Raw genomic sequence first — 17,214 nt, 5'->3', positions numbered from 1 at the left:
CCGCAATTCTCCCACGCTCACGGCTGCGCCGGCCCTGCTCAGAGGGAGCCGGGCTCGCTGCCTGTGACGATCGGCACGCGGACGGCGCTGCCCCATTCCGTCCAGGAGCCGTCGTAGTTGCGCACGTCCTCGAAGCCGAGCAGGTGCTTCAGTACGAACCAGGTGTGGCTGGAGCGCTCTCCGATGCGGCAGTACGCCACGACCGGATCCCCGTCGGAGATGCCGGCGCCGTCGCGGTAGATCGCCTCGAGCTCCGCGCGCGGCCGGAACCCACCGTCCTCGGCCACGGCCTTCGCCCAGGGCACGCTCTTCGCCGTCGGGATGTGCCCGGCACGCAGCGCGCCTTCCTCCGGGTACGCGGGGGCGCTCGTGCGCTCCCCGCTGTACTCCTCGGGGGAGCGCACGTCGATCAGTGGACCGGAACCGAGGAAGTCGAGGACGTCGTCCTTGTACGCGCGGAGTGCGGAGTCGTCCCGTTCGACGACCGGATAGTCCGTCCTCGGGCGGTCGGACCGCTCGGTCGTGATCTCGCGCCCCTCGGAGATCCACCGGTCACGGCCGCCGTCGAGCAGGCGGACGTCCTCGTGCCCGAACAAGGAGAACACCCACAGCGCGTACGCCGCCCACCAGTTGTTCTTGTCGCCGTAGATGACGACGGTGTCGTCGCGGGAGATGCCCTTGCGGCTGAGCAGCTCCGCGAACCCCGCGCCATCGACGTAGTCGCGGACGACCGGATCGTTGAGCTCGGTGTGCCAGTCGACCTTGACCGCACCGGGAATGTGGCCGGTCTCGTACAGCAGCACGTCCTCGTCGGACTCGACGACCACCAGCCCCGGTTCACCGAGGCGGGCGGCGAGCCATTCGGTGCTGACAAGGCGACCCGGCTCGGAGTACTCCGCGAACTTCGGGACGGACGTGTCGAACTCGATGGTCATCTGGCGCTCCTCGAATGCTGGGCTGTGCGGCGGACGGCGTAGTGTGTACCCGTCCCCTTCGACACTAGAGCCGTTCGGTGCGCCCGGCGCCGGATCCGTAAGACTTCGACACAGGAATCGCATGCCCGACACCCCCAGCGCGAACACCGCTCATCTGATCGAGCGCGAACCCGTGGTGAGCGGTCCCGAGATGCTCGCCAGCCTGGTCCCGCCGCCCCAGTTCGACGGAGCCACCTTCGAGTCGTATCGCTCCGATGATGCCTACCCGTCTCAGGCCGAGGCCAAGGAGCTCCTCCAGCGCTTCGCGGGGCGCGGCGCACCGGTCAAGCGCGGTGGCCTGTTCAGCAGGGCGAAGAAGGAGCCGCAGACCAAACCCGGTGTCTATCTCGACGGCGGATTCGGGGTGGGCAAGACGCACCTGCTCGCGGCGATCTACCACGCGATGCCTGCCCGCCGGAAGTACTTCGGATCTTTCATCGAGTACACCGCCCTCGTCGGCGCGCTGGGTTACAAGAACACCGTCGACCTGCTCCGAGGGGCCGACCTCCTGTGCATCGACGAGTTCGAGCTCGACGACCCGGGCGACACGATGGTGATGACGCGGCTGCTCGGCGAACTCGTCTCCTCCGGGACCAAGCTGGCCGCCACCTCGAACACCCCGCCGAACGCGCTGGGCGAGGGGCGGTTCGCGGCTCAGGACTTCCTCCGTGAGATCCACGCCATGTCGGACAGCTTCGAGACGATCCGCATCGACGGCGTCGACTTCCGGCAGCGCGCCCTCGACGGCAAGGCCGTCGTCCTCTCGGACTCCGAATACCGTGACGCCCTGGATGCCGTGGAGGGCACGGCATCCGACGACAGCTTCCACGACGTCATCCGTCATCTGGCGAAGGTGCATCCGTCCCGTTACATCCGGTTGATCGACGGCATCTCGACCGTCGGGCTGCAGGACGTCCACGTCCTCACCGATCAGTCGGAGGCGCTGCGGTTCGTCGCCTTCGTCGACCGCGTGTACGACGCGCAGGTGCCGATCATCGCCACCGGGGTGAGTCTGGAGCAGGTGTTCGCGGACGAGATGCTGGGTGGTGGATACCGCAAGAAGTACCTGCGCGCCATATCCCGCCTCAACGCCCTCACCCATTCTGCGCAGGTGCAAAGCGCGCTGTAACGCGATGTTCACACTGCGCGGGGCGGTGTAACGCACTCGAAACAACGGACGCGCATTCCGGTAACCGGGCCTCGTCACACTGAAGTTCTCAATTACTTCGGATGTGAGGTTTTCCTATGGATGCTCCCGGCAACATCTCCTGGGGTATTACCGCCACGGCGCTCGTGCTGCTCATGACGCCAGGTGTCGCGTTCTTCTACGGCGGCCTGGTCAAGGCCAAGAGCGTCGTCAGCATGATGATGATGAGCTTCGGTTCGATCGGCCTCGTCGCGGTTCTCTGGATCCTGTTCGGTTACTCGATGAGCGCAGTCGACAGCCCGACGGCTTTCGCCGGCAACCCGTTCGCGGACCTCGGCCTCGTCTCGCTCGCCGAGGGCGAGGGCTCGAACGTCGCCCTACTGGGCGTCGCGTACGGCGCCACGTTCGCCATCATCACCGTCGCGCTGATCTCGGGTGCCATCGCCGACAGGGCGAAGTTCGGCAGCTGGCTCATCTTCGCCGGTGTGTTCGCGACGGTCGGCTACTTCCCGATCTCCGCGTGGGTCTGGGGTGGCGGCTGGGTGATGGAGCTCGGCACGACCCTCTTCGGCGCCGACAGCGGCATCGAAGTGATCGACTACGCCGGCGGTACCGCCGTGCACATCACCGCCGGTGCCGCAGCCCTCGCCCTCGCGCTGGTTCTCGGCAAGCGCGTCGGCTTCCAGAAGGGCATCCTCAAGCCGCACAACGTGCCGCTGACGCTGCTCGGCGCCGCAATCCTCTGGTTCGGATGGTTCGGCTTCAACGCCGGAGCAGAGTGGAACGCCGAGGACATGGGCGGCGTCGGACTCATCGGCATCAACACCCTGGGTGCCACGGCTGCCGCGATCCTCGGCTGGATCCTCGTCGAGCGCATCAAGGACGGAAAGCCGACCTCCGTGGGTGCGGCCTCCGGTGCAGTGGCGGGCCTCGTCGCGATCACCCCGGCCTGCGCCAACCTCACCCCCGGCTGGGCACTGCTGCTGGGTGCACTCTCCGGCGTGCTGTGCGCCCTCGCAGTCGAGCTGAAGTTCCGCCTCGGCTTCGATGACTCGCTCGACGTCGTCGGCATCCACCTCGTCGGTGGTCTGCTCGGCACCGTATACCTCGGCTTCTTCGCGACCGAGCAGGGCCTGTTCGTCGGCGGCGACGCCCGCCTGCTGGCCGTTCAGATCATCGCGGCGCTGGGAGTGATGCTGTACGCCTTCGTCGTCGCCTTCATCATCGGCTTCGCCATCCAGAAGACGATCGGCTTCCGTGTGACGAACGAGGATGAGATCGCCGGTGTCGACTCCGTCGTCCACGGCGAGGAGGGCTACGCACTCGTTGACGCCCGCTGAGAGAAGACGAGCCGCTCGCTAGGCTGACGGGGTGAATTCCCCGAAGAGCATCCTCGGCCGGCTTGCAGGCATCGTCCTCGCCTCGCTGACATCCAGAACGTCCCGGACTCCTCGCACGGAGCCGGGACGTTCTGCTGCGTCCGGGGACGAGGGCGTCGTCGAACCAGGGCGGCAGCGGGGTAGTGAGACGGTGCGCCTCGATCCGGGGCGGATCACGCGTCTTCAGGTCGACTACGCGCCGGAGAAGGACGGTGCGCCGGATTCCGGTGAGGTGATCTGGACATGGGTGCCGTACGAGGAGAACGACGGGCGTGGAAAGGATCGCCCTGTCTTGGTGATCGGGCGTCAGTCGGCGGACCGCGTCTACGCGGTGCGCATGACGAGCAAGGCGCATGAGCGTGATCGCGATTACCTCCCCATCGGCACGGGAGGCTGGGACTCGCAGGGGCGCCCCTCATGGGTCGACATCGAGCAGCTGTACAGCGTCCATCACGCCGGCATGCGCCGGGAAGCCGCGATCCTCGACCGTCAGCGCTACGACGTCGTGGCGGACGCGCTCGTGCGCCGTTACGGCTGGGCGGTGCGCTGACGGTCTCCTGGTCGCTAGCAAGCCCCGGTGCCGGTGACAATCCCCTCGGAACAGTGCGGCGATCTGCCTATATTGAACCCATGCCTGGACAAGAGATGACACCGGACGAGAAGCGGCACGACCAGCTCACAGCAGCCCCGGATGCGACGGAGGCGGATGCCGCTCCGCGGGTGGAGGTCACTGAGCACGACGGGGTGACCCGCATCGAGGTCGCCGACGGTGCAGCGGTGCGCCCTGGACCCGGCCCCGGGATGCCGGAGGCCGACGGGCTCGTCGAGGACGACAGCTGAGCGCTGCACGGTTCAGTCGCGTAGAGCCGCGCTCAACCACCGCGCGTACAGCTGCCACGGGTCGCCTGCGGAGCGCAGCGAACTGATGTGAGCGCGAAGCTCGTCAGTGAGGGTGAACCATTCACCCCCCTCGCGGCACACGGCGAACTCGCGATGTCGCTCTGCCTCGACGGACCGGCCACCGCGTTCGAAGGCGAGCAGTTCGTCGTGCCGGATCGCGCCCAGTCGTTGTCGCGGGCGACGGCTCGTGCCGATCTTCACCCGTCGATCGAAGCGCAGGTAGTACACGACGTCGATGCGGGGGAGCGGAAGTTCCGGGTCCGGCACATCGCCGTAGCGCCACTCGCAGGACTCGCACGTCCACGCACCACCCTCACGCCGGCCCGTCGTGCCGCCGCAGAGGAGGCACGGGCCGGGCAATCTCGTCAAGGCAGCGGACATACCCCCGACGCTACGCGCGGGCGCGGACAGTCCCCACGGCTCAGTCCTCCTGCGTGTCGGGCGGGGTCGTGGCCAGGGTCACCCAGCGATCGTGATCGTGCACGGCACCCGCGCGGTCGATCGAGAGATCATCCGATCCCCACGGGCAGTCGGCGCAGTACCACCCGGAGCGGTCGCCCTTCTGGAACGACCCCAGGCGGTGGCCGGTGGCGCAGATCCGGGGCGTCGTGATGCGGGCGGCGAGGGCGTCGGCCGCGGCGTGCAGTCGTGCGGGGGTGTCGCCGTCCTCGACGACCTCGTCGAAGTCATCGCCGCCGGGCGCGTCTTCTGCGCTGCCGGCGAGCGCGGGGGCAAGGTCAGCGGGGAGAGCGATCCAGACGGATGTCGCGCCGCGGGAGCGGAACAGTTCCCGCTCGCCGGGCATACGGCATCCGATGTAGACGATCCGCGCGTCCGGTCTCGCGAGCTCCTCGAGTCGTTTCCCGAGCGCATCGCCCCAGGCGCTCGCGCCGATGCTGGCAGGCAGCGTCTCGGCCAGCCGCTGCATGAGCCGACGGAAGTGGGGGAGAGCGTCGACCGTGTCGAAGCCGAGCCGCTCTGCCACTCATTCGGCCGGTGGAATCCCGGCCGAATGAGTGGCGCGCCCATGCGCTGCAGCGCGATGACGTCCTTGAGGCGCACCCGAGCCCTGGGCCGGTCGATCCTTCGAAGACCGAGGAGCAGTTCGCCCGCTGTGAGCTTGATGAATCCGTGTTCGGTGACCAGGCGGTCGGCGAAGACGTTCGCACCGGACCCTGGTCGGCCGGCGACATGGACGATCGGCACGGTGATGGGCGGTGCAGTCATGACGCGATCCCCGAATCGAGGGTGGGGTGCCCAGTCTACGGAGGCGCCCAGACGGGCGTGAGCGCGCCCGCAGACGACGAAAGCCCGCGGGATTCCGCGGGCTTTTCATGGTGGGCGATGCCGGACTCGAACCGACGACCTCTTCCGTGTGAAGGAAGCGCGCTACCAACTGCGCCAATCGCCCAGGACCCTGGGGTCGAGAATCGATACTACCGGACCGATCGGATGGTTCTGGACCAAACGGGGGGACACGCGCGAGATCCGTGTCGGGTTTTGCGACGCGGGAATCATCGGCTAATGTTTTACAAGTGCCCGGGACGCCGGAACACGAAATGCGGATGTAGCGCAGTGGTAGCGCATCACCTTGCCAAGGTGAGGGTCGCGAGTTCGAATCTCGTCATCCGCTCGAGTGCAGAGAGTCTCTATGAGAGGCTCACGGCACGTGGGGTCAATCCACACGGTGGCGTGGCCGAGCGGCTAGGCACCGGCCTGCAAAGCCGTTTACACGGGTTCGAATCCCGTCGCCACCTCACCGCACAACTGAACAGCCCACTTGGGCGCGATTGGCGCAGCGGTAGCGCGCTTCCCTGACACGGAAGAGGTCACTGGTTCGATCCCAGTATCGCGCACAGACAGAAACCCCCGGGAGAATCCCGGGGGTTTTCGCGTTGTGGGGAGTGGTCAGACGGAGTGCTCGGTTCCGCCTGACTTCCTCGTTCCGCCGGACGTCGCCGGGACACCGAGCCCGGAGCGGAAGCCCTCGCGCCAGCTCGAGTACCGGGGAGACCACTCCAGGAGCGCCTTCGCCTTCTCGTTGGACGAGCCGCGGCTGGCGGTCATCCATGTGACCCCGAAGACTCCGATCATCGGTCGGGCGACCCACGCGGGGACGCGCAGCGGAGGTCTCGCACCGACGATGCGCGCGAGCTCCGGCAGCCATTCGGCGACCGCCGCCGGCTCGTCGTCGACGATGTTGTAGAGCCCGGAAGGGCCGGGCGTCACCGCGGCCGCGGTCGCGGAGGCTACGTCGTCGACGTGGATGAACGACCAGACGCCCCCGCAGCCGCCGACGATCGGCAGCCTGCGGTCGCGGACCAGCCTCAGCATCTCTCCGCCTTCCCCGATGGCCTGGTCGGGTGCCCGCCATCCAGAAGCCGATTCAGGGAGCGGAGCGGGTGGCACGATTCCTCATGGGACTGCTCCGGCGCGTCGACGCGGGCGAGGTCATTCTCAGGCTCGAGGACGTCAACGGATTCCCCTCGGTCCACTACCGGGACAGGGCGAGGGCGAGCCTCGGCGTGCTGACCGTGGTCGTGGCGGGCGGCGTCATCGTGGAGATGGACAATCTGCTCAATCCGGACAAACCGCGGCATCTGGGGGCCGTCGGAGACCAAGACGCGCTCCTTCGCGCCGGGAGCGACGCGGCGGTCTCGCCGGAGTGACGGCGCCAGGGCAGGGCGAGAGTGCGGCACGGGCGACCTCGCACTCCTCCCGCGTCAAGCCCCCTGCCCTTGTCGTCCGCGCTCGGGTACGTTGCCCCGGCGAGCCGACCCCGGTTCGACAGACTCGCGAGACGGAGGGAGACCAGTGCCTGTCGGTGCCGAGCACGTCCACGGCGGCAGCGGTGCGCCTGCGGCGGAGTGGATACTCGCCGTGCCGTTCATCGTGGCCGCCGTCACGTACACGGCCGCGGCGGTGGCTGAGCGCCGCGGCGGACGCGGTTGGCCGTGGTACCGGGTGGCGCTGTGGATCCTCGGTGTCGGCGCTGCGATGTCGGGTTTCGTCGGCCCGCTCGCCGCGCAAGGCGGCTTCACGGAACACATGCTCGCTCATGTGCTCGTGGGAATGGTCGCCCCGGTCGCCCTCGTGCTCGCGGCGCCGCCCACGCTCGCGCTGCGCACGATGAGCGTCGTGTCGGCGAGGCATCTCAGCCGAGTGCTGCGCGGCACCCCCGCGGCGTTCCTCACGCACCCGGTGGTCGCCGCCACCCTGAACATCGGCGGGCTGTGGGTCCTGTACGCGACGCCGCTGTATGAGCTGATGCAGCAGGTGCCGCTGGTGCATCTGCTCGTCATGCTGCATCTGCTCCTGGTGGGGTACCTCTTCACCGTCTCGCTGGTCGGCGTCGACCCGTCGCCGCATCGCACCGGTCTCGCGCTGCGTGCTGTCGTCCTCGTGCTGTCTTCTGCTGCGCACGGCGTCCTCGCCAAGCTGATCTACGCCCATCCGCCCGCCGGGGCGAGCACGGTGGACGTTCGAGCCGGCGCGCAACTGATGTTCTACGGCGGAGATGCGGTCGATCTCGCCCTGATCGCGCTGCTGTGCGCGCAGTGGTACCGCACGAGCGGACGCCGGCTGCCGACACCGGCGACTCGTATCCACATGAGAACCGGAGGTGGGTGATGACCGATACGTCTCGCAGGCCGGGTTCGCCCTTGCGGAACCGCTCGTACTGGGCTGGTCTCCTGCTCGGCATCGCCACGATGGCGGCAGTCGATGAGATCGTCTTCCACCAGATCCTCGCGTGGCACCACTTCTACGATCGCGGAACCTCGGAGATCGCGCTGTTGTCAGACGGCCTGCTCCATGCCGGCGAGTTGTTCGTCTTCGTCTTCGGCTTCTTCCTCATGATGGACGCGCGTCGCAGGCGCGTGTTCTGGCCGACCGCCGCGTGGACGGGCTACGCCGTCGGGCTCGGTGCCTTCCAGCTCTGGGACGGTGTCATCGATCACAAGGTGCTTCGCGTGCATCAGATCCGCTATGGGGTCGACCTGCTCCCGTACGACGTGGCCTGGAACGGCGCTGCCGTGCTGCTGCTCCTCGTGGGCGTCGTCGGCACCGTTCTGCTCGCGCGGCGCGCCCGCAGCGAGCCGCGGGACTGAACGGCGTCGATCGCGCCGAGTTCTACGCCGTCGGCTTCTGCGACGGCATCCGGAGGCGCTCGAGGCGGGCGATGATCTTCTCCACCGTGAGGATCACCGCGCACGCGATCGCGATGCTGCCGGGGATGAAGACGAGCAGGTCGTCGATGGCCTCCCACGCAGCGGGACTCCACATCGCCACCCACGTGAGCACCAGCGCGAGGGCGGTCATCAGCTCTCCGACCAGGGTGACGATGCCGAACACCCATCGCGATCGCCGGTGCCGCGTGGTCGGGCGGGTGGAGAAGTGGAAGTCGATGGCGAACGCGATCAGCAGCACCGCGAACACCGACAGCAGCAGGCCGAGATCGGCGGTCGTCAACTCGCTCATGGGCCCAGGATGTCAGGCGGCGCGGGAGAAGGCCAGCAGGGCACCCGGCTCCGGCCGCCGGTCGTCGCCACGGAACGTGCGACCTGATCGTCGATCTGTCAACGGGGGCGACTTCCGGTCCGCCGCGGGACAAGCTGAAGTCTCGTCGCAACCCGATGACGAGAGAACGGAGACTCCGATGGTGAATACAACGAACCCGCAGGACGATGATCGGGAGACCGTCATCGGCATCGATCCGGACATGAACATCGGCGACCAGGACCCCGCGGCCGCTGAATCCGCGGAAGAGGACGAAGACGAAGACGGCGACGTTGCTCTCGCGGATCTCCCGTAACGCGCGCGTCTGGCGCCGACAGGCGACCGCAAGCGACAGGCTCCTGCTCGCGGGCAAGACGGCGGCGGGTGCGGCGATCGCGTGGTACCTCGCGCCTTATGTCCCTCTCGCCGACAGCGAATACTCGTACTACGCACCCCTTGGCGTCCTCGTCAGCATGTATCCGACCGTGGTCGGGTCGGCTCGCGCAGGGCTCCAAGCCCTGTTGGGCCTGTCGCTGGGGATCGCTCTCGGCCTCGGCGGGCTCGTCCTCGTCTCCGCCGGCGCCCCTGGTGTCGTGGCCGTCGCGGCGGTCATCGCCGTCGGCATCGCCCTCGGCGGCATCAGCGCCCTCGGCGTCGGCAGGGACTGGGTGGCGATCGCCGGCCTGTTCGTGCTGCTCATCGGCGGCCCCGCGGGAGATGAGTTCACCTCCTCGTACCTGTTGACGATGGCCTTCGGGGTCCTCGTGGGGATCGCGGTCAACCTCATCGTCTTCCCTCCGCTGTACCTGAGGCGCGCATCCGAGCAGCTCACCGATCTCCGCGAGCGCATCAGGACGACACTCGACGACCTCGCCGACACCGTCGCCGAGGAGTCGATCGACCCGGACCACGTTCTGGACGCGACGAAGGATCTGCCCACGATGCTGTCCTCCGTCGAGGAGGAGGTCCGTCAGGCGGATGAGAGCAGCAGAGCGAATCCGCGCGGCCGACGACGCAGGGCCGACAAGGAGCTGAACGCCCGGCGCATGACGGCGCTCGAGGGGACCGCCAACGCCACTCGTGATCTCGCCACCGTCCTCGTACGCCTGGCCGATGAGGACGACTGCCTGTCCGATCGCACGCGCGAAGCGCTGGCTGACGCGATCCACGCCGCTGCCGAGATCATCGGCGCTCCGACGGACGACCCGCTCGCGGAGGACAAACTCGCGGTCGCCACGCGCACCCTCGACGATCTGCTGAAGGAACTCGACGAGAACGAGGGGCGCCCGGAACGCTATGCCGCCGCCTACACGTACGCCGCGGCGGTCGGGGTGCACAAGATCATCCTTGCGGCGAACGACTTCGTCACGACGCAGTGAACGGCACGGCCGGGCCCGCGGTGCGAGTAGCCTAGAGGACGACCCAGATGGAGTGACCTGTGCCTGAAATCGACGAGTCGAACGCCGCCGCACGTGACGGCTTCGCCCTGTTCTCTGACCGATCCGTCGTCGCGATGCGCGTGAACGGCGAACTCAAGGACCTCGCGACCACGGTCGCCGAGACGGACGAGGTCACCCCGGTCACGATCGACAGCGAGGACGGCCTGTCCATCCTGCGGCATTCCGCCGCCCACGTCCTCGCCCAGGCCGTCCAACGCATCAACCCGCAGGCCAACCTCGGCATCGGCCCGCCGGTCACCGACGGCTTCTACTACGACTTCGGTGTCGACACGCCCTTCACCCCGGAGGACATCAAGTCGATCTCGAAGGAGATGCAGCGCATCATCCGTGAAGGCCAGCGGTTCACCCGCCGCGTCGTCACCGAGGATGAGGCACGCGCCGAGATGGCGGACGAGCCGTTCAAGCTCGAACTGATCGATCTGGCAGGAGGGCCCGGATCCGGCGCTGACGCCGCAGAGGGCGCGGCCGTCGAGGTCGGCGGAGGCGAGCTGACGATCTACGACAACGTCACCAAGGACGGCGAAGTGGCGTGGAAGGACCTCTGCCGCGGACCGCACCTGCCCAACACCCGCATGATCGGCAACGGCTGGGACCTCACACGGATCGCCGCCGCCTACTGGCGGGGAAGCGAGAAGAATCCCCAGCTGCAGCGCATCTACGGCACGGCATGGCCTTCCAAGGACGAGTTGAAGGCCTACAAGGAGCGCATCGCCGAGGCTGAGCGTCGCGACCACCGCAAGCTCGGCGTGGAGATGGATCTGTTCTCCTTCCCGGACGAGATCGGATCGGGTCTGGCGGTCTTCCACCCCAAGGGCGGCATCGTCCGCTACGAGATCGAGGAGAACCTTCGTCGCCACCTGCTCCGCAACGGGTACGACGTCGTCAACTCCCCGCACATCACCAAGAAGGATCTGTTCCAGACCTCCGGTCACCTGCAGACTTACGCCGACGGCATGTTCCCGCCGATGCACCTCGATGAGACGGTCGACGAGGACGGGAACATCACCCGTCAGGGCCAGGACTACTACCTGAAGCCCATGAACTGCCCGTTCCACAACCTCATCTACCGCGCCCGTGGCCGCTCCTACCGTGAGCTGCCGCTGCGTCTGGCGGAGTTCGGCACCGTCTACCGGTACGAGAAGAGCGGCACGCTCTCCGGCCTCACCCGCGTGCGCGGCCTGACCCAGGACGACGCGCACATCTATGTGGCGCAGGATCAGGTCAAGCAGGAGCTGGAGACGAACCTCAACCTCGTCCTCGATCTGCTGCGCGACTACGGCCTCAACGACTTCTACCTCGAGCTGTCGACCAATGAGGAGGGCAACCCGAAGTTCCTCGGAGAGCCGGAACAGTGGTCGACCGCGATCGAGACTCTGCGCGAGGTCGCCGTGGCATCCGGTCTCGAACTCGTCGCCGACCCGGGCGGGGCCGCCTTCTACGGCCCGAAGATCTCCGTCCAGGCCCGAGACGCGATCGGCCGCACCTGGCAGATGTCGACCATCCAGCTCGACTTCAACCAGCCGGAGCGCTTCGAACTCGAGTACACCGGTCCGGACGGCCAGAAGCACCGCCCCGTGATGATCCACCGGGCGCTGCTGGGCTCGGTCGAGCGTTTCTTCGCCATCCTGCTCGAGCACTACGCCGGCGACTTCCCGGTGTGGCTGGCTCCCATCCAGGTCGTGGGCGTCCCGGTCGCCGAGCAGTACGGCGAGTATCTCGACGGCATCATCGCCGAGCTCCGCCAGCACGACGTGCGTGCCGAGGTCGATCACTCCGACGACCGCATGCAGAAGAAGATCCGCAACCACACCACGCACAAGGTGCCGCTGATCCTCATCGCCGGCGAACAGGACAGGGAGGCCGGCACGGTCTCGTTCCGGTTCCGTGACGGCACGCAGGAGAACGGCGTGCCGGTGGCGGATGCCGTCGCGCGCATCCGTCAGGCCATCGCGACGCACGCCCTCGTGCTGAAGGCCGGGGACCTGGCATGAGCGAAGAGGGGATGGCGGAGGATGCCGCGCATCTGGCCGGCATCCCCGACGCGTTCCAGCGGCTGTGGACACCGCACCGGATGGCGTACATCCAAGCGGGACCCGAACCCCTGCGCGATGAATGCCCCTTCTGCGAGGCACCGAAGCACCCTGACGCGGAGCGGCTCGTCGTCGCACGAGGCGAGACCGCGTACGTGCTGCTGAATCTGTTCCCCTACAACTCCGGGCACCTGCTCGTCTGCCCGTACCGGCACATCGCCACGTACGATCAGGCGACGCCGGAGGAGGTCGCCGAGATCGGCGCCCTCACGCAGACGGGTATGCGCGTGCTCCGTGAGGTCTCGCGATGCGACGGCTTCAATCTCGGCATGAACCAGGGAGCGGTCGCTGGTGCAGGTGTCGACGGACACCTGCACCAGCACATCGTCCCGCGGTGGGCGTCTGATGCGAACTTCTTCCCGATCATCGCGAAGACCAAGGCGCTGCCGCAGCTGCTCGGCGAGGTTCGCGAGTCGGTGGCCGCGGCCTGGCCGAAGCCGGACCGCGACTGAACCTCACCGCAGCGGCGTGGTGTCCGCGCGGTGCGCGATGTGCTCCGGCCGCGGCGCCGGTGCCGAGTACGGCTCCACGAGTGCGTTGTCGACGCTGTTGAACACGAGGAAGATGTTCGAGCGGGGGAACGGCGTGATGTTGTTGCCTGAACCGTGCATGATGTTCGAGTCGAACCAGAGCGCCGACCCCGCCGCGCCGGTGAACTGATCGATCCCGTACTGCGCGGCCATGCGGGTGATGTCGTCCTCGCTGGGGACTCCGACCTCCTGCGCCTGCAGAGAGGAGGCGTGGTTGTCCTCCGGCGTCTCGCCGACGCTCGACACGAACGTCTTGTGCGAGCCGGGCATCACCATAAGCCCGCCGTTGAACGGGTGGTTGTCCGTCAGGGCGATCGAGCAGCTCACGGCGCGGGGGATCGGCATGCCGTCCTCCGCGTGCCACGTCTCGAAGTCCGAGTGCCAGTAGAACCCGGTGCCGCGGAACCCCGGCATGTAATTGATCCGGGTCTGATGCAGGTAGACGTCGCTCCCGAGCAGCTGCCGCGCTCGATCGAGGACGCGAGCCTCGCGGGTCAAGCGGTCGACCGCCTCGCTGAGCGCCTGGACGGCGAAGATCGAGCGGACATCTCCGGTGCTCCGCTCCCGGATCACGCGGGGGTCGGCGGCGAGCTCCGGCGCCTCGGAGAGCCGTGTGAGCTCGCCGCTGTACAGCTCCACCTCCTCCGGACTGAGGAAGTCGTCGAGGATCGTGTAACCGCGGGCTTCGTGGGCATCCAGTTCCTCGCGCGTGAACGGACCGGCCGCCTCACCCCACACTGTCGGATGTTCGCGTGTCAGCGGCGGCCTCGCCGCGGTCAGGCGGGTCGGGTAGAGGTCCTGGGACGTGTCGATCATGGTCATCGTCGTTCTCCTGTTCTCTCTTCGGTTCACCGCGGTCGACGCGGCGGTCGTGACGGCGGGTGCTTCAGCCCACCGATTCGGTGACGAGCGGGTAGACGCCGTTCTCGTCGTGGACCTCGCGCCCGGTGACCGGGGGGTTGAACACGCACACGGTCCGCATCTGCGTTCGGGGGCGGACACGGTGGCGGTCGTGATCGTTCAACAGGTACAGCGAGCCGGGTGCGAGCTGGTGCACCTCGCCCGTCGCGAGATCCTCGATCTCTCCTTCGCCCTCCACGATGAACACCGCCTCGATGTGGTTCTGGTAGCAGAACTCCGATTCGGTGCCGGCGTAGAGGGTGGTCTCATGCACGGAGAAGCCGACCTTCTCCTTCGCCAGGATGATGCGCTTGCTGCGCCAGTTCTCGGACTGCACGTCGGCGTCCGTGTCGGTGATCTCGTCGATGGTGCGAATCAGCATGTGAGCCTTTCTGAGTAGGTGTGGTCGGGGTGCGGGTCACGCCGCGAGGACATCGGCGATGGAGGCATCGATGATGTCGAGGCCGCGATCGAGTTCCTCGTCGGTGATCGTGAGCGCGGGAAGGATCTTCATCACCTCGCCGCTCGGGCCGGACGTCTCCATGAGCAGGCCGCGTTCGAAGGCGGCGCGGCAGACGGCCTCCGCCGTCTCTCCGTCGCGGAACTGGAGGCCCCGTGCGAGCCCGCGGCCCTTCGCGACGAGTCCGGCATCGTCATGCGACGACACGAGGGCGTTGAACCGGCCCTCCACCCTGGCGCCCTTCGCGATGGTCGACGCCTCGAGCGCATCGTCCTGCCAATACGTCCGGATCGCGTCTGCCGCGGTCATGAATGCGGGCGCGATGCCGCGGAATGTGCCGTTGTGCTCGCCGGGCTCCCAGATGTCGAGCTCCGGGCGCACGAGGGTGAGCGCCATCGGCAGCCCGGATCCGCTGATCGACTTGGACAGGCAGACCATGTCCGGCACGATCCCTGCCTCTTCGAAGCTGAAGAAACCACCGGTGCGTCCGCAGCCCATCTGCACGTCATCGACGATGAGCAGGATGCCGTGACGACGGCAGAGGTCGGCGAGTCCGCGCAGCCAGTCGGCGCGTGCGGCGTTGATGCCGCCTTCGCCCTGCACGGTCTCGACGATGACGGCGGCAGGGAGATTCAGGCCGCTGCCGCTGTCACTGAGAAGCCGCTCGAGGTAGAAGAAGTCGGAATAGTCCTGGTTGAAGTAGTCGTCATAGGGCATTGGGGTCGCATGCACGAGCGGCACGCCCGCTCCGCTGCGCTTGAGCGAGTTGCCCGTGACTGACAGAGCGCCGAGCGTCATGCCGTGGAACGCGTTGGTGAAGTTGATGACCGATTCGCGTCCTGTCACCTTGCGCGCGAGTTTCAGAGCGGCTTCCACGGCGTTCGCCCCGCCCGGTCCGGGGAACACGACGCGATAGTCGAGGTCGCGCGGGGTGAGGATCGCGTCGGAGAAGGTCTGGAGGAACTCGCGACGCGCCGTGGTGAACATGTCCAGCGAGTGGACGATGCGATCCTCGGCGAGATAACGGATGAGCACATCCTTCAGGATCGGGTTGTTGTGGCCGTAGTTGAGCGCTCCGGCTCCGGCGAAGAAGTCGAGATAGCCGCGTCCCGACTCGTCGAAGACGGTGCTGCCGACGGCGCGGTCGAACACGACGGGCCACGAGCGGGAGTAGCTGCGGACGCGGGACTCCGAGGATTCGAAGATCTCGGTGTCGGCGATGGCGGAAAGGGACATGTGTGCCTCCTCTGGCGTGCGTACGCTCCGGCGTACGCGGCAGCTCGACGGCGCTGGGCCGCCGAGGCTGGGAAGGATTCCCAGTCTGGGATGTCGATCAGCCGCGAACCGGCGAGGGGATCGGGCCGATCCGGTGGAGCCGCTCGGCGTCGTGCCGGTCGGGGAAATCGGGCCCGTCGAACAGGTCGCTCACCTCGTTCGGCGCTGATCGACGCTCGGCGAACGCCGCGAACAGTCGCTGCGAGGCCGTGTTGTCGTCGGTGATCGTCGTCTCGACGAAGACCACGGGCGACTCGGTGTCGCCTACGGTGACGAGATCGTCCAGCAGGCGGCCTGCGAGACCCGCACCTCGGTGATCCTCGTCGACGGCGATCTGCCACACGAAGAGCCGTTCCGGCGCTTCGGGACGACGGTAGCCGAGCACGAAGGCGACGACGCGGTCGCCGACGACGGCGACGCGACAGGTGCGCGCGAAGTCTCGCGCGAAGAGCATGTACTTGTACGACGAGTTCAGATCGAGTTCGTCTGAGTCTCTGGCGACCCGCCACATGTCCGCACCATGGGATGCGGCGGGAGGTCGGATCGTCGTCGTGTCGCGGACAGGAGCATGGGGTACTTCGTTGAACGGGAGCATGCGCCCACGACGCTAACGAGAACGAATCGCGTCGGCAACCCGCGGCGTGTCCTGCCCGTTTCCGTGACGAATCCGAGAAGGTACGCGCGGACGCGCGCACGAGCGCGCGTTGACAGGCGGCGCTGTGCGCGGGCAGTGCCCGACGGGTGTCGGTTCAGCGGACCTTGCGCGCGGAGAACTGCATCTTCGGGTGCGCGTAGGACTCCTGAGCCTCGACGAGCTGGAGTTCACGCTCACCCGAGTCGAGCGTGAGCTTGAGCAGGTCGAAGACGCTGGATGCCGTGCGCTCCAGCGCCGTCTGTGCGCTGCGGGTGGATGCGTAGTGCGCGGTGAACAGCGCCGCGGTGACGTCGCCTGATCCGTTGGCCTTCATGGGCAGGAACGGCGTCTGGACGATCCATGCGCCTTCGTCGTCCACGGCGAGCATCTCGATGGTGCCCTCTTCGCGGTCGGGGCGCTCCACACTCGTGACCAGGACCGTGCGCGGTCCCATGTCCCTGGCGAGCTCGACCGATGCCAGAGTCGACTCGAGCGTGTCCGGTTCCGTGCGGGTGAGGAAGCCGAGCTCGAACTGGTTTGGCGTGATGATGTCTGCCACGGGGACGACGCGATCACGGAGGAGTTCGGGGATCGCCGGGGCGACGAAGCATCCCGACTTGGCGTTCCCCATGACGGGGTCGCACGCGTACAGCGCCGAGGGGTTCGCAGCCTTCACCTGCGCGACGGCATCGATGATGACGTCGCCGATGCCCTCACCGCCCTGATAGCCGGACAGCACCGCGTCCACCTGTCCGAAGACGCCGCGCTCACCGACGCCGGTGATCACATCGCGCACGTCGGAAGGATCGATGAGCGGACCGCGCCACGACCCGTATCCGGTGTGGTTGGAGAAGTTCACCGTGTACACCGGAATCACATCGACGCCGATGCGCTGCAACGGGAACACGGCGGCCGAGTTGCCGACGTGGCCGTATGCGACTGCGGACTGGATCGAGAGGATCTTCATC

At 67.4% G+C, this 17,214-nt stretch carries 21 protein-coding genes and 4 tRNA genes; 14 read left to right on the top strand and 11 right to left on the bottom strand.

Annotated elements, in window-relative coordinates:
* Window positions 1-38: 38 nt before the first annotated feature.
* Window positions 39-935 carry a sulfurtransferase gene (locus HD600_RS13585; RefSeq protein WP_144796198.1) on the bottom strand — a complete coding sequence of 299 codons (897 nt, stop codon included), beginning with the start codon at window positions 933-935 and terminating at the stop codon, window positions 39-41.
* A gap of 121 nt (window positions 936-1,056) precedes the next feature.
* Between HD600_RS13585 and zapE the strand changes: the two genes are divergently transcribed.
* From zapE to HD600_RS13565, 4 genes are all read left to right on the top strand, one after another.
* Window positions 1,057-2,103, top strand: coding sequence for a cell division protein ZapE (gene zapE / locus HD600_RS13580; protein WP_144796197.1), 1,047 nt, complete (start codon window positions 1,057-1,059; stop codon window positions 2,101-2,103).
* Between the two features lie 116 nt (window positions 2,104-2,219).
* Complete coding sequence (locus HD600_RS13575) at window positions 2,220-3,461, top strand: ammonium transporter (protein ID WP_144796196.1); 1,242 nt, start codon at window positions 2,220-2,222, stop codon at window positions 3,459-3,461.
* 31 nt (window positions 3,462-3,492) lie between these two features.
* Window positions 3,493-4,050 (top strand): type II toxin-antitoxin system PemK/MazF family toxin, encoded by a 558-nt coding sequence (locus tag HD600_RS13570; protein WP_184284279.1) that lies wholly within the window; start codon window positions 3,493-3,495, stop codon window positions 4,048-4,050.
* A gap of 80 nt (window positions 4,051-4,130) precedes the next feature.
* A complete protein-coding gene (locus HD600_RS13565; RefSeq protein ID WP_184284277.1) occupies window positions 4,131-4,340 on the top strand; it encodes a multidrug transporter in 210 nt (69 codons plus the stop codon).
* 12 nt (window positions 4,341-4,352) lie between these two features.
* Here HD600_RS13565 and HD600_RS13560 read toward each other — a convergent pair whose 3' ends face one another.
* From HD600_RS13560 to HD600_RS13550, 3 genes are all read right to left on the bottom strand, one after another.
* Window positions 4,353-4,781, bottom strand: coding sequence for a GIY-YIG nuclease family protein (locus HD600_RS13560; RefSeq protein ID WP_184284275.1), 429 nt, complete (start codon window positions 4,779-4,781; stop codon window positions 4,353-4,355).
* A 40-nt stretch (window positions 4,782-4,821) separates the two neighbouring features.
* The gene (locus HD600_RS13555) at window positions 4,822-5,385 is read right to left on the bottom strand and encodes a hypothetical protein (protein WP_184284273.1); all 564 of its coding nucleotides are present in this window, start codon (window positions 5,383-5,385) and stop codon (window positions 4,822-4,824) included.
* A 350-nt stretch (window positions 5,386-5,735) separates the two neighbouring features.
* A tRNA-Val gene (locus tag HD600_RS13550) sits at window positions 5,736-5,811 on the bottom strand.
* A gap of 150 nt (window positions 5,812-5,961) precedes the next feature.
* Between HD600_RS13550 and HD600_RS13545 the strand changes: the two genes are divergently transcribed.
* From HD600_RS13545 to HD600_RS13535, 3 genes are all read left to right on the top strand, one after another.
* A tRNA-Gly gene (locus HD600_RS13545) sits at window positions 5,962-6,033 on the top strand.
* Between the two features lie 53 nt (window positions 6,034-6,086).
* Window positions 6,087-6,157, top strand: a tRNA-Cys gene (locus tag HD600_RS13540).
* Between the two features lie 27 nt (window positions 6,158-6,184).
* Window positions 6,185-6,256 (top strand) — tRNA-Val (locus tag HD600_RS13535).
* 52 nt (window positions 6,257-6,308) lie between these two features.
* Here the strand turns inward: HD600_RS13535 and HD600_RS13530 are convergent.
* Complete coding sequence (locus HD600_RS13530; protein ID WP_184284271.1) at window positions 6,309-6,734, bottom strand: NAD-dependent epimerase/dehydratase family protein; 426 nt, start codon at window positions 6,732-6,734, stop codon at window positions 6,309-6,311.
* Between the two features lie 29 nt (window positions 6,735-6,763).
* Between HD600_RS13530 and HD600_RS13525 the strand changes: the two genes are divergently transcribed.
* The 3 genes from HD600_RS13525 (at window position 6,764) to HD600_RS13515 (ending at window position 8,509) form a co-directional block, all read left to right on the top strand.
* A complete protein-coding gene (locus HD600_RS13525; protein WP_184284269.1) occupies window positions 6,764-7,069 on the top strand; it encodes a sigma-70 family RNA polymerase sigma factor family protein in 306 nt (101 codons plus the stop codon).
* A 145-nt stretch (window positions 7,070-7,214) separates the two neighbouring features.
* Window positions 7,215-8,030, top strand: a complete 816-nt coding sequence (locus HD600_RS13520; protein WP_184284267.1) for a cytochrome c oxidase assembly protein — start codon at window positions 7,215-7,217, stop codon at window positions 8,028-8,030.
* Window positions 8,030-8,509, top strand: a complete 480-nt coding sequence (locus HD600_RS13515) for a DUF2243 domain-containing protein (RefSeq protein ID WP_184284265.1) — start codon at window positions 8,030-8,032, stop codon at window positions 8,507-8,509. Before HD600_RS13520 ends, HD600_RS13515 begins: the two co-directional genes overlap by 1 nt.
* A gap of 22 nt (window positions 8,510-8,531) precedes the next feature.
* Here the strand turns inward: HD600_RS13515 and HD600_RS13510 are convergent, their stop codons facing one another.
* The gene (locus HD600_RS13510) at window positions 8,532-8,879 is read right to left on the bottom strand and encodes a hypothetical protein (protein ID WP_144796184.1); all 348 of its coding nucleotides are present in this window, start codon (window positions 8,877-8,879) and stop codon (window positions 8,532-8,534) included.
* Window positions 8,880-9,057: 178 nt separating this feature from the next.
* Between HD600_RS13510 and HD600_RS13505 the strand changes: the two genes are divergently transcribed.
* The 4 genes from HD600_RS13505 (at window position 9,058) to HD600_RS13490 (ending at window position 12,899) form a co-directional block, all read left to right on the top strand.
* On the top strand, window positions 9,058-9,213 hold the full coding sequence (locus HD600_RS13505; protein ID WP_184284263.1) for a hypothetical protein: 156 nt from the start codon (window positions 9,058-9,060) through the stop codon (window positions 9,211-9,213).
* The gene (locus HD600_RS13500) at window positions 9,191-10,276 is read left to right on the top strand and encodes an aromatic acid exporter family protein (protein WP_184284260.1); all 1,086 of its coding nucleotides are present in this window, start codon (window positions 9,191-9,193) and stop codon (window positions 10,274-10,276) included. Before HD600_RS13505 ends, HD600_RS13500 begins: the two co-directional genes overlap by 23 nt.
* A gap of 134 nt (window positions 10,277-10,410) precedes the next feature.
* Window positions 10,411-12,348, top strand: a complete 1,938-nt coding sequence (thrS, locus tag HD600_RS13495) for a threonine--tRNA ligase (RefSeq protein ID WP_184284862.1) — start codon at window positions 10,411-10,413, stop codon at window positions 12,346-12,348.
* On the top strand, window positions 12,345-12,899 hold the full coding sequence (locus HD600_RS13490; RefSeq protein WP_184284258.1) for an HIT family protein: 555 nt from the start codon (window positions 12,345-12,347) through the stop codon (window positions 12,897-12,899). The genes thrS and HD600_RS13490 overlap by 4 nt, the downstream gene beginning before the upstream one ends.
* A 3-nt stretch (window positions 12,900-12,902) precedes the next feature.
* Here HD600_RS13490 and thpD read toward each other — a convergent pair whose 3' ends face one another.
* The 5 genes from thpD to pdxY form a co-directional block, all read right to left on the bottom strand.
* On the bottom strand, window positions 12,903-13,799 hold the full coding sequence (gene thpD / locus HD600_RS13485) for an ectoine hydroxylase (RefSeq protein ID WP_184284256.1): 897 nt from the start codon (window positions 13,797-13,799) through the stop codon (window positions 12,903-12,905).
* A 64-nt stretch (window positions 13,800-13,863) separates the two neighbouring features.
* Window positions 13,864-14,259 carry an ectoine synthase gene (locus tag HD600_RS13480; protein ID WP_144796180.1) on the bottom strand — a complete coding sequence of 132 codons (396 nt, stop codon included), beginning with the start codon at window positions 14,257-14,259 and terminating at the stop codon, window positions 13,864-13,866.
* Window positions 14,260-14,295: 36 nt separating this feature from the next.
* The gene (gene ectB / locus HD600_RS13475; RefSeq protein WP_184284254.1) at window positions 14,296-15,573 is read right to left on the bottom strand and encodes a diaminobutyrate--2-oxoglutarate transaminase; all 1,278 of its coding nucleotides are present in this window, start codon (window positions 15,571-15,573) and stop codon (window positions 14,296-14,298) included.
* Window positions 15,574-15,670: 97 nt separating this feature from the next.
* Window positions 15,671-16,207, bottom strand: coding sequence for a diaminobutyrate acetyltransferase (gene ectA, locus HD600_RS13470; protein WP_144796178.1), 537 nt, complete (start codon window positions 16,205-16,207; stop codon window positions 15,671-15,673).
* Between the two features lie 154 nt (window positions 16,208-16,361).
* Entirely contained in the window at window positions 16,362-17,213 is an 852-nt protein-coding gene (pdxY, locus tag HD600_RS13465; RefSeq protein WP_184284252.1) for a pyridoxal kinase PdxY, read from the bottom strand.
* Between the last annotated feature and the right edge of the window lies 1 nt (window position 17,214).

Origin of the sequence: Microbacterium ginsengiterrae (assembly GCF_014205075.1) — a bacterium.
Lineage (GTDB): Bacteria > Actinomycetota > Actinomycetes > Actinomycetales > Microbacteriaceae > Microbacterium > Microbacterium ginsengiterrae.
The sequence above is the reverse complement of the archived record's forward strand: the minus strand, read 5'-3'. Positions and strand labels throughout refer to the sequence as shown.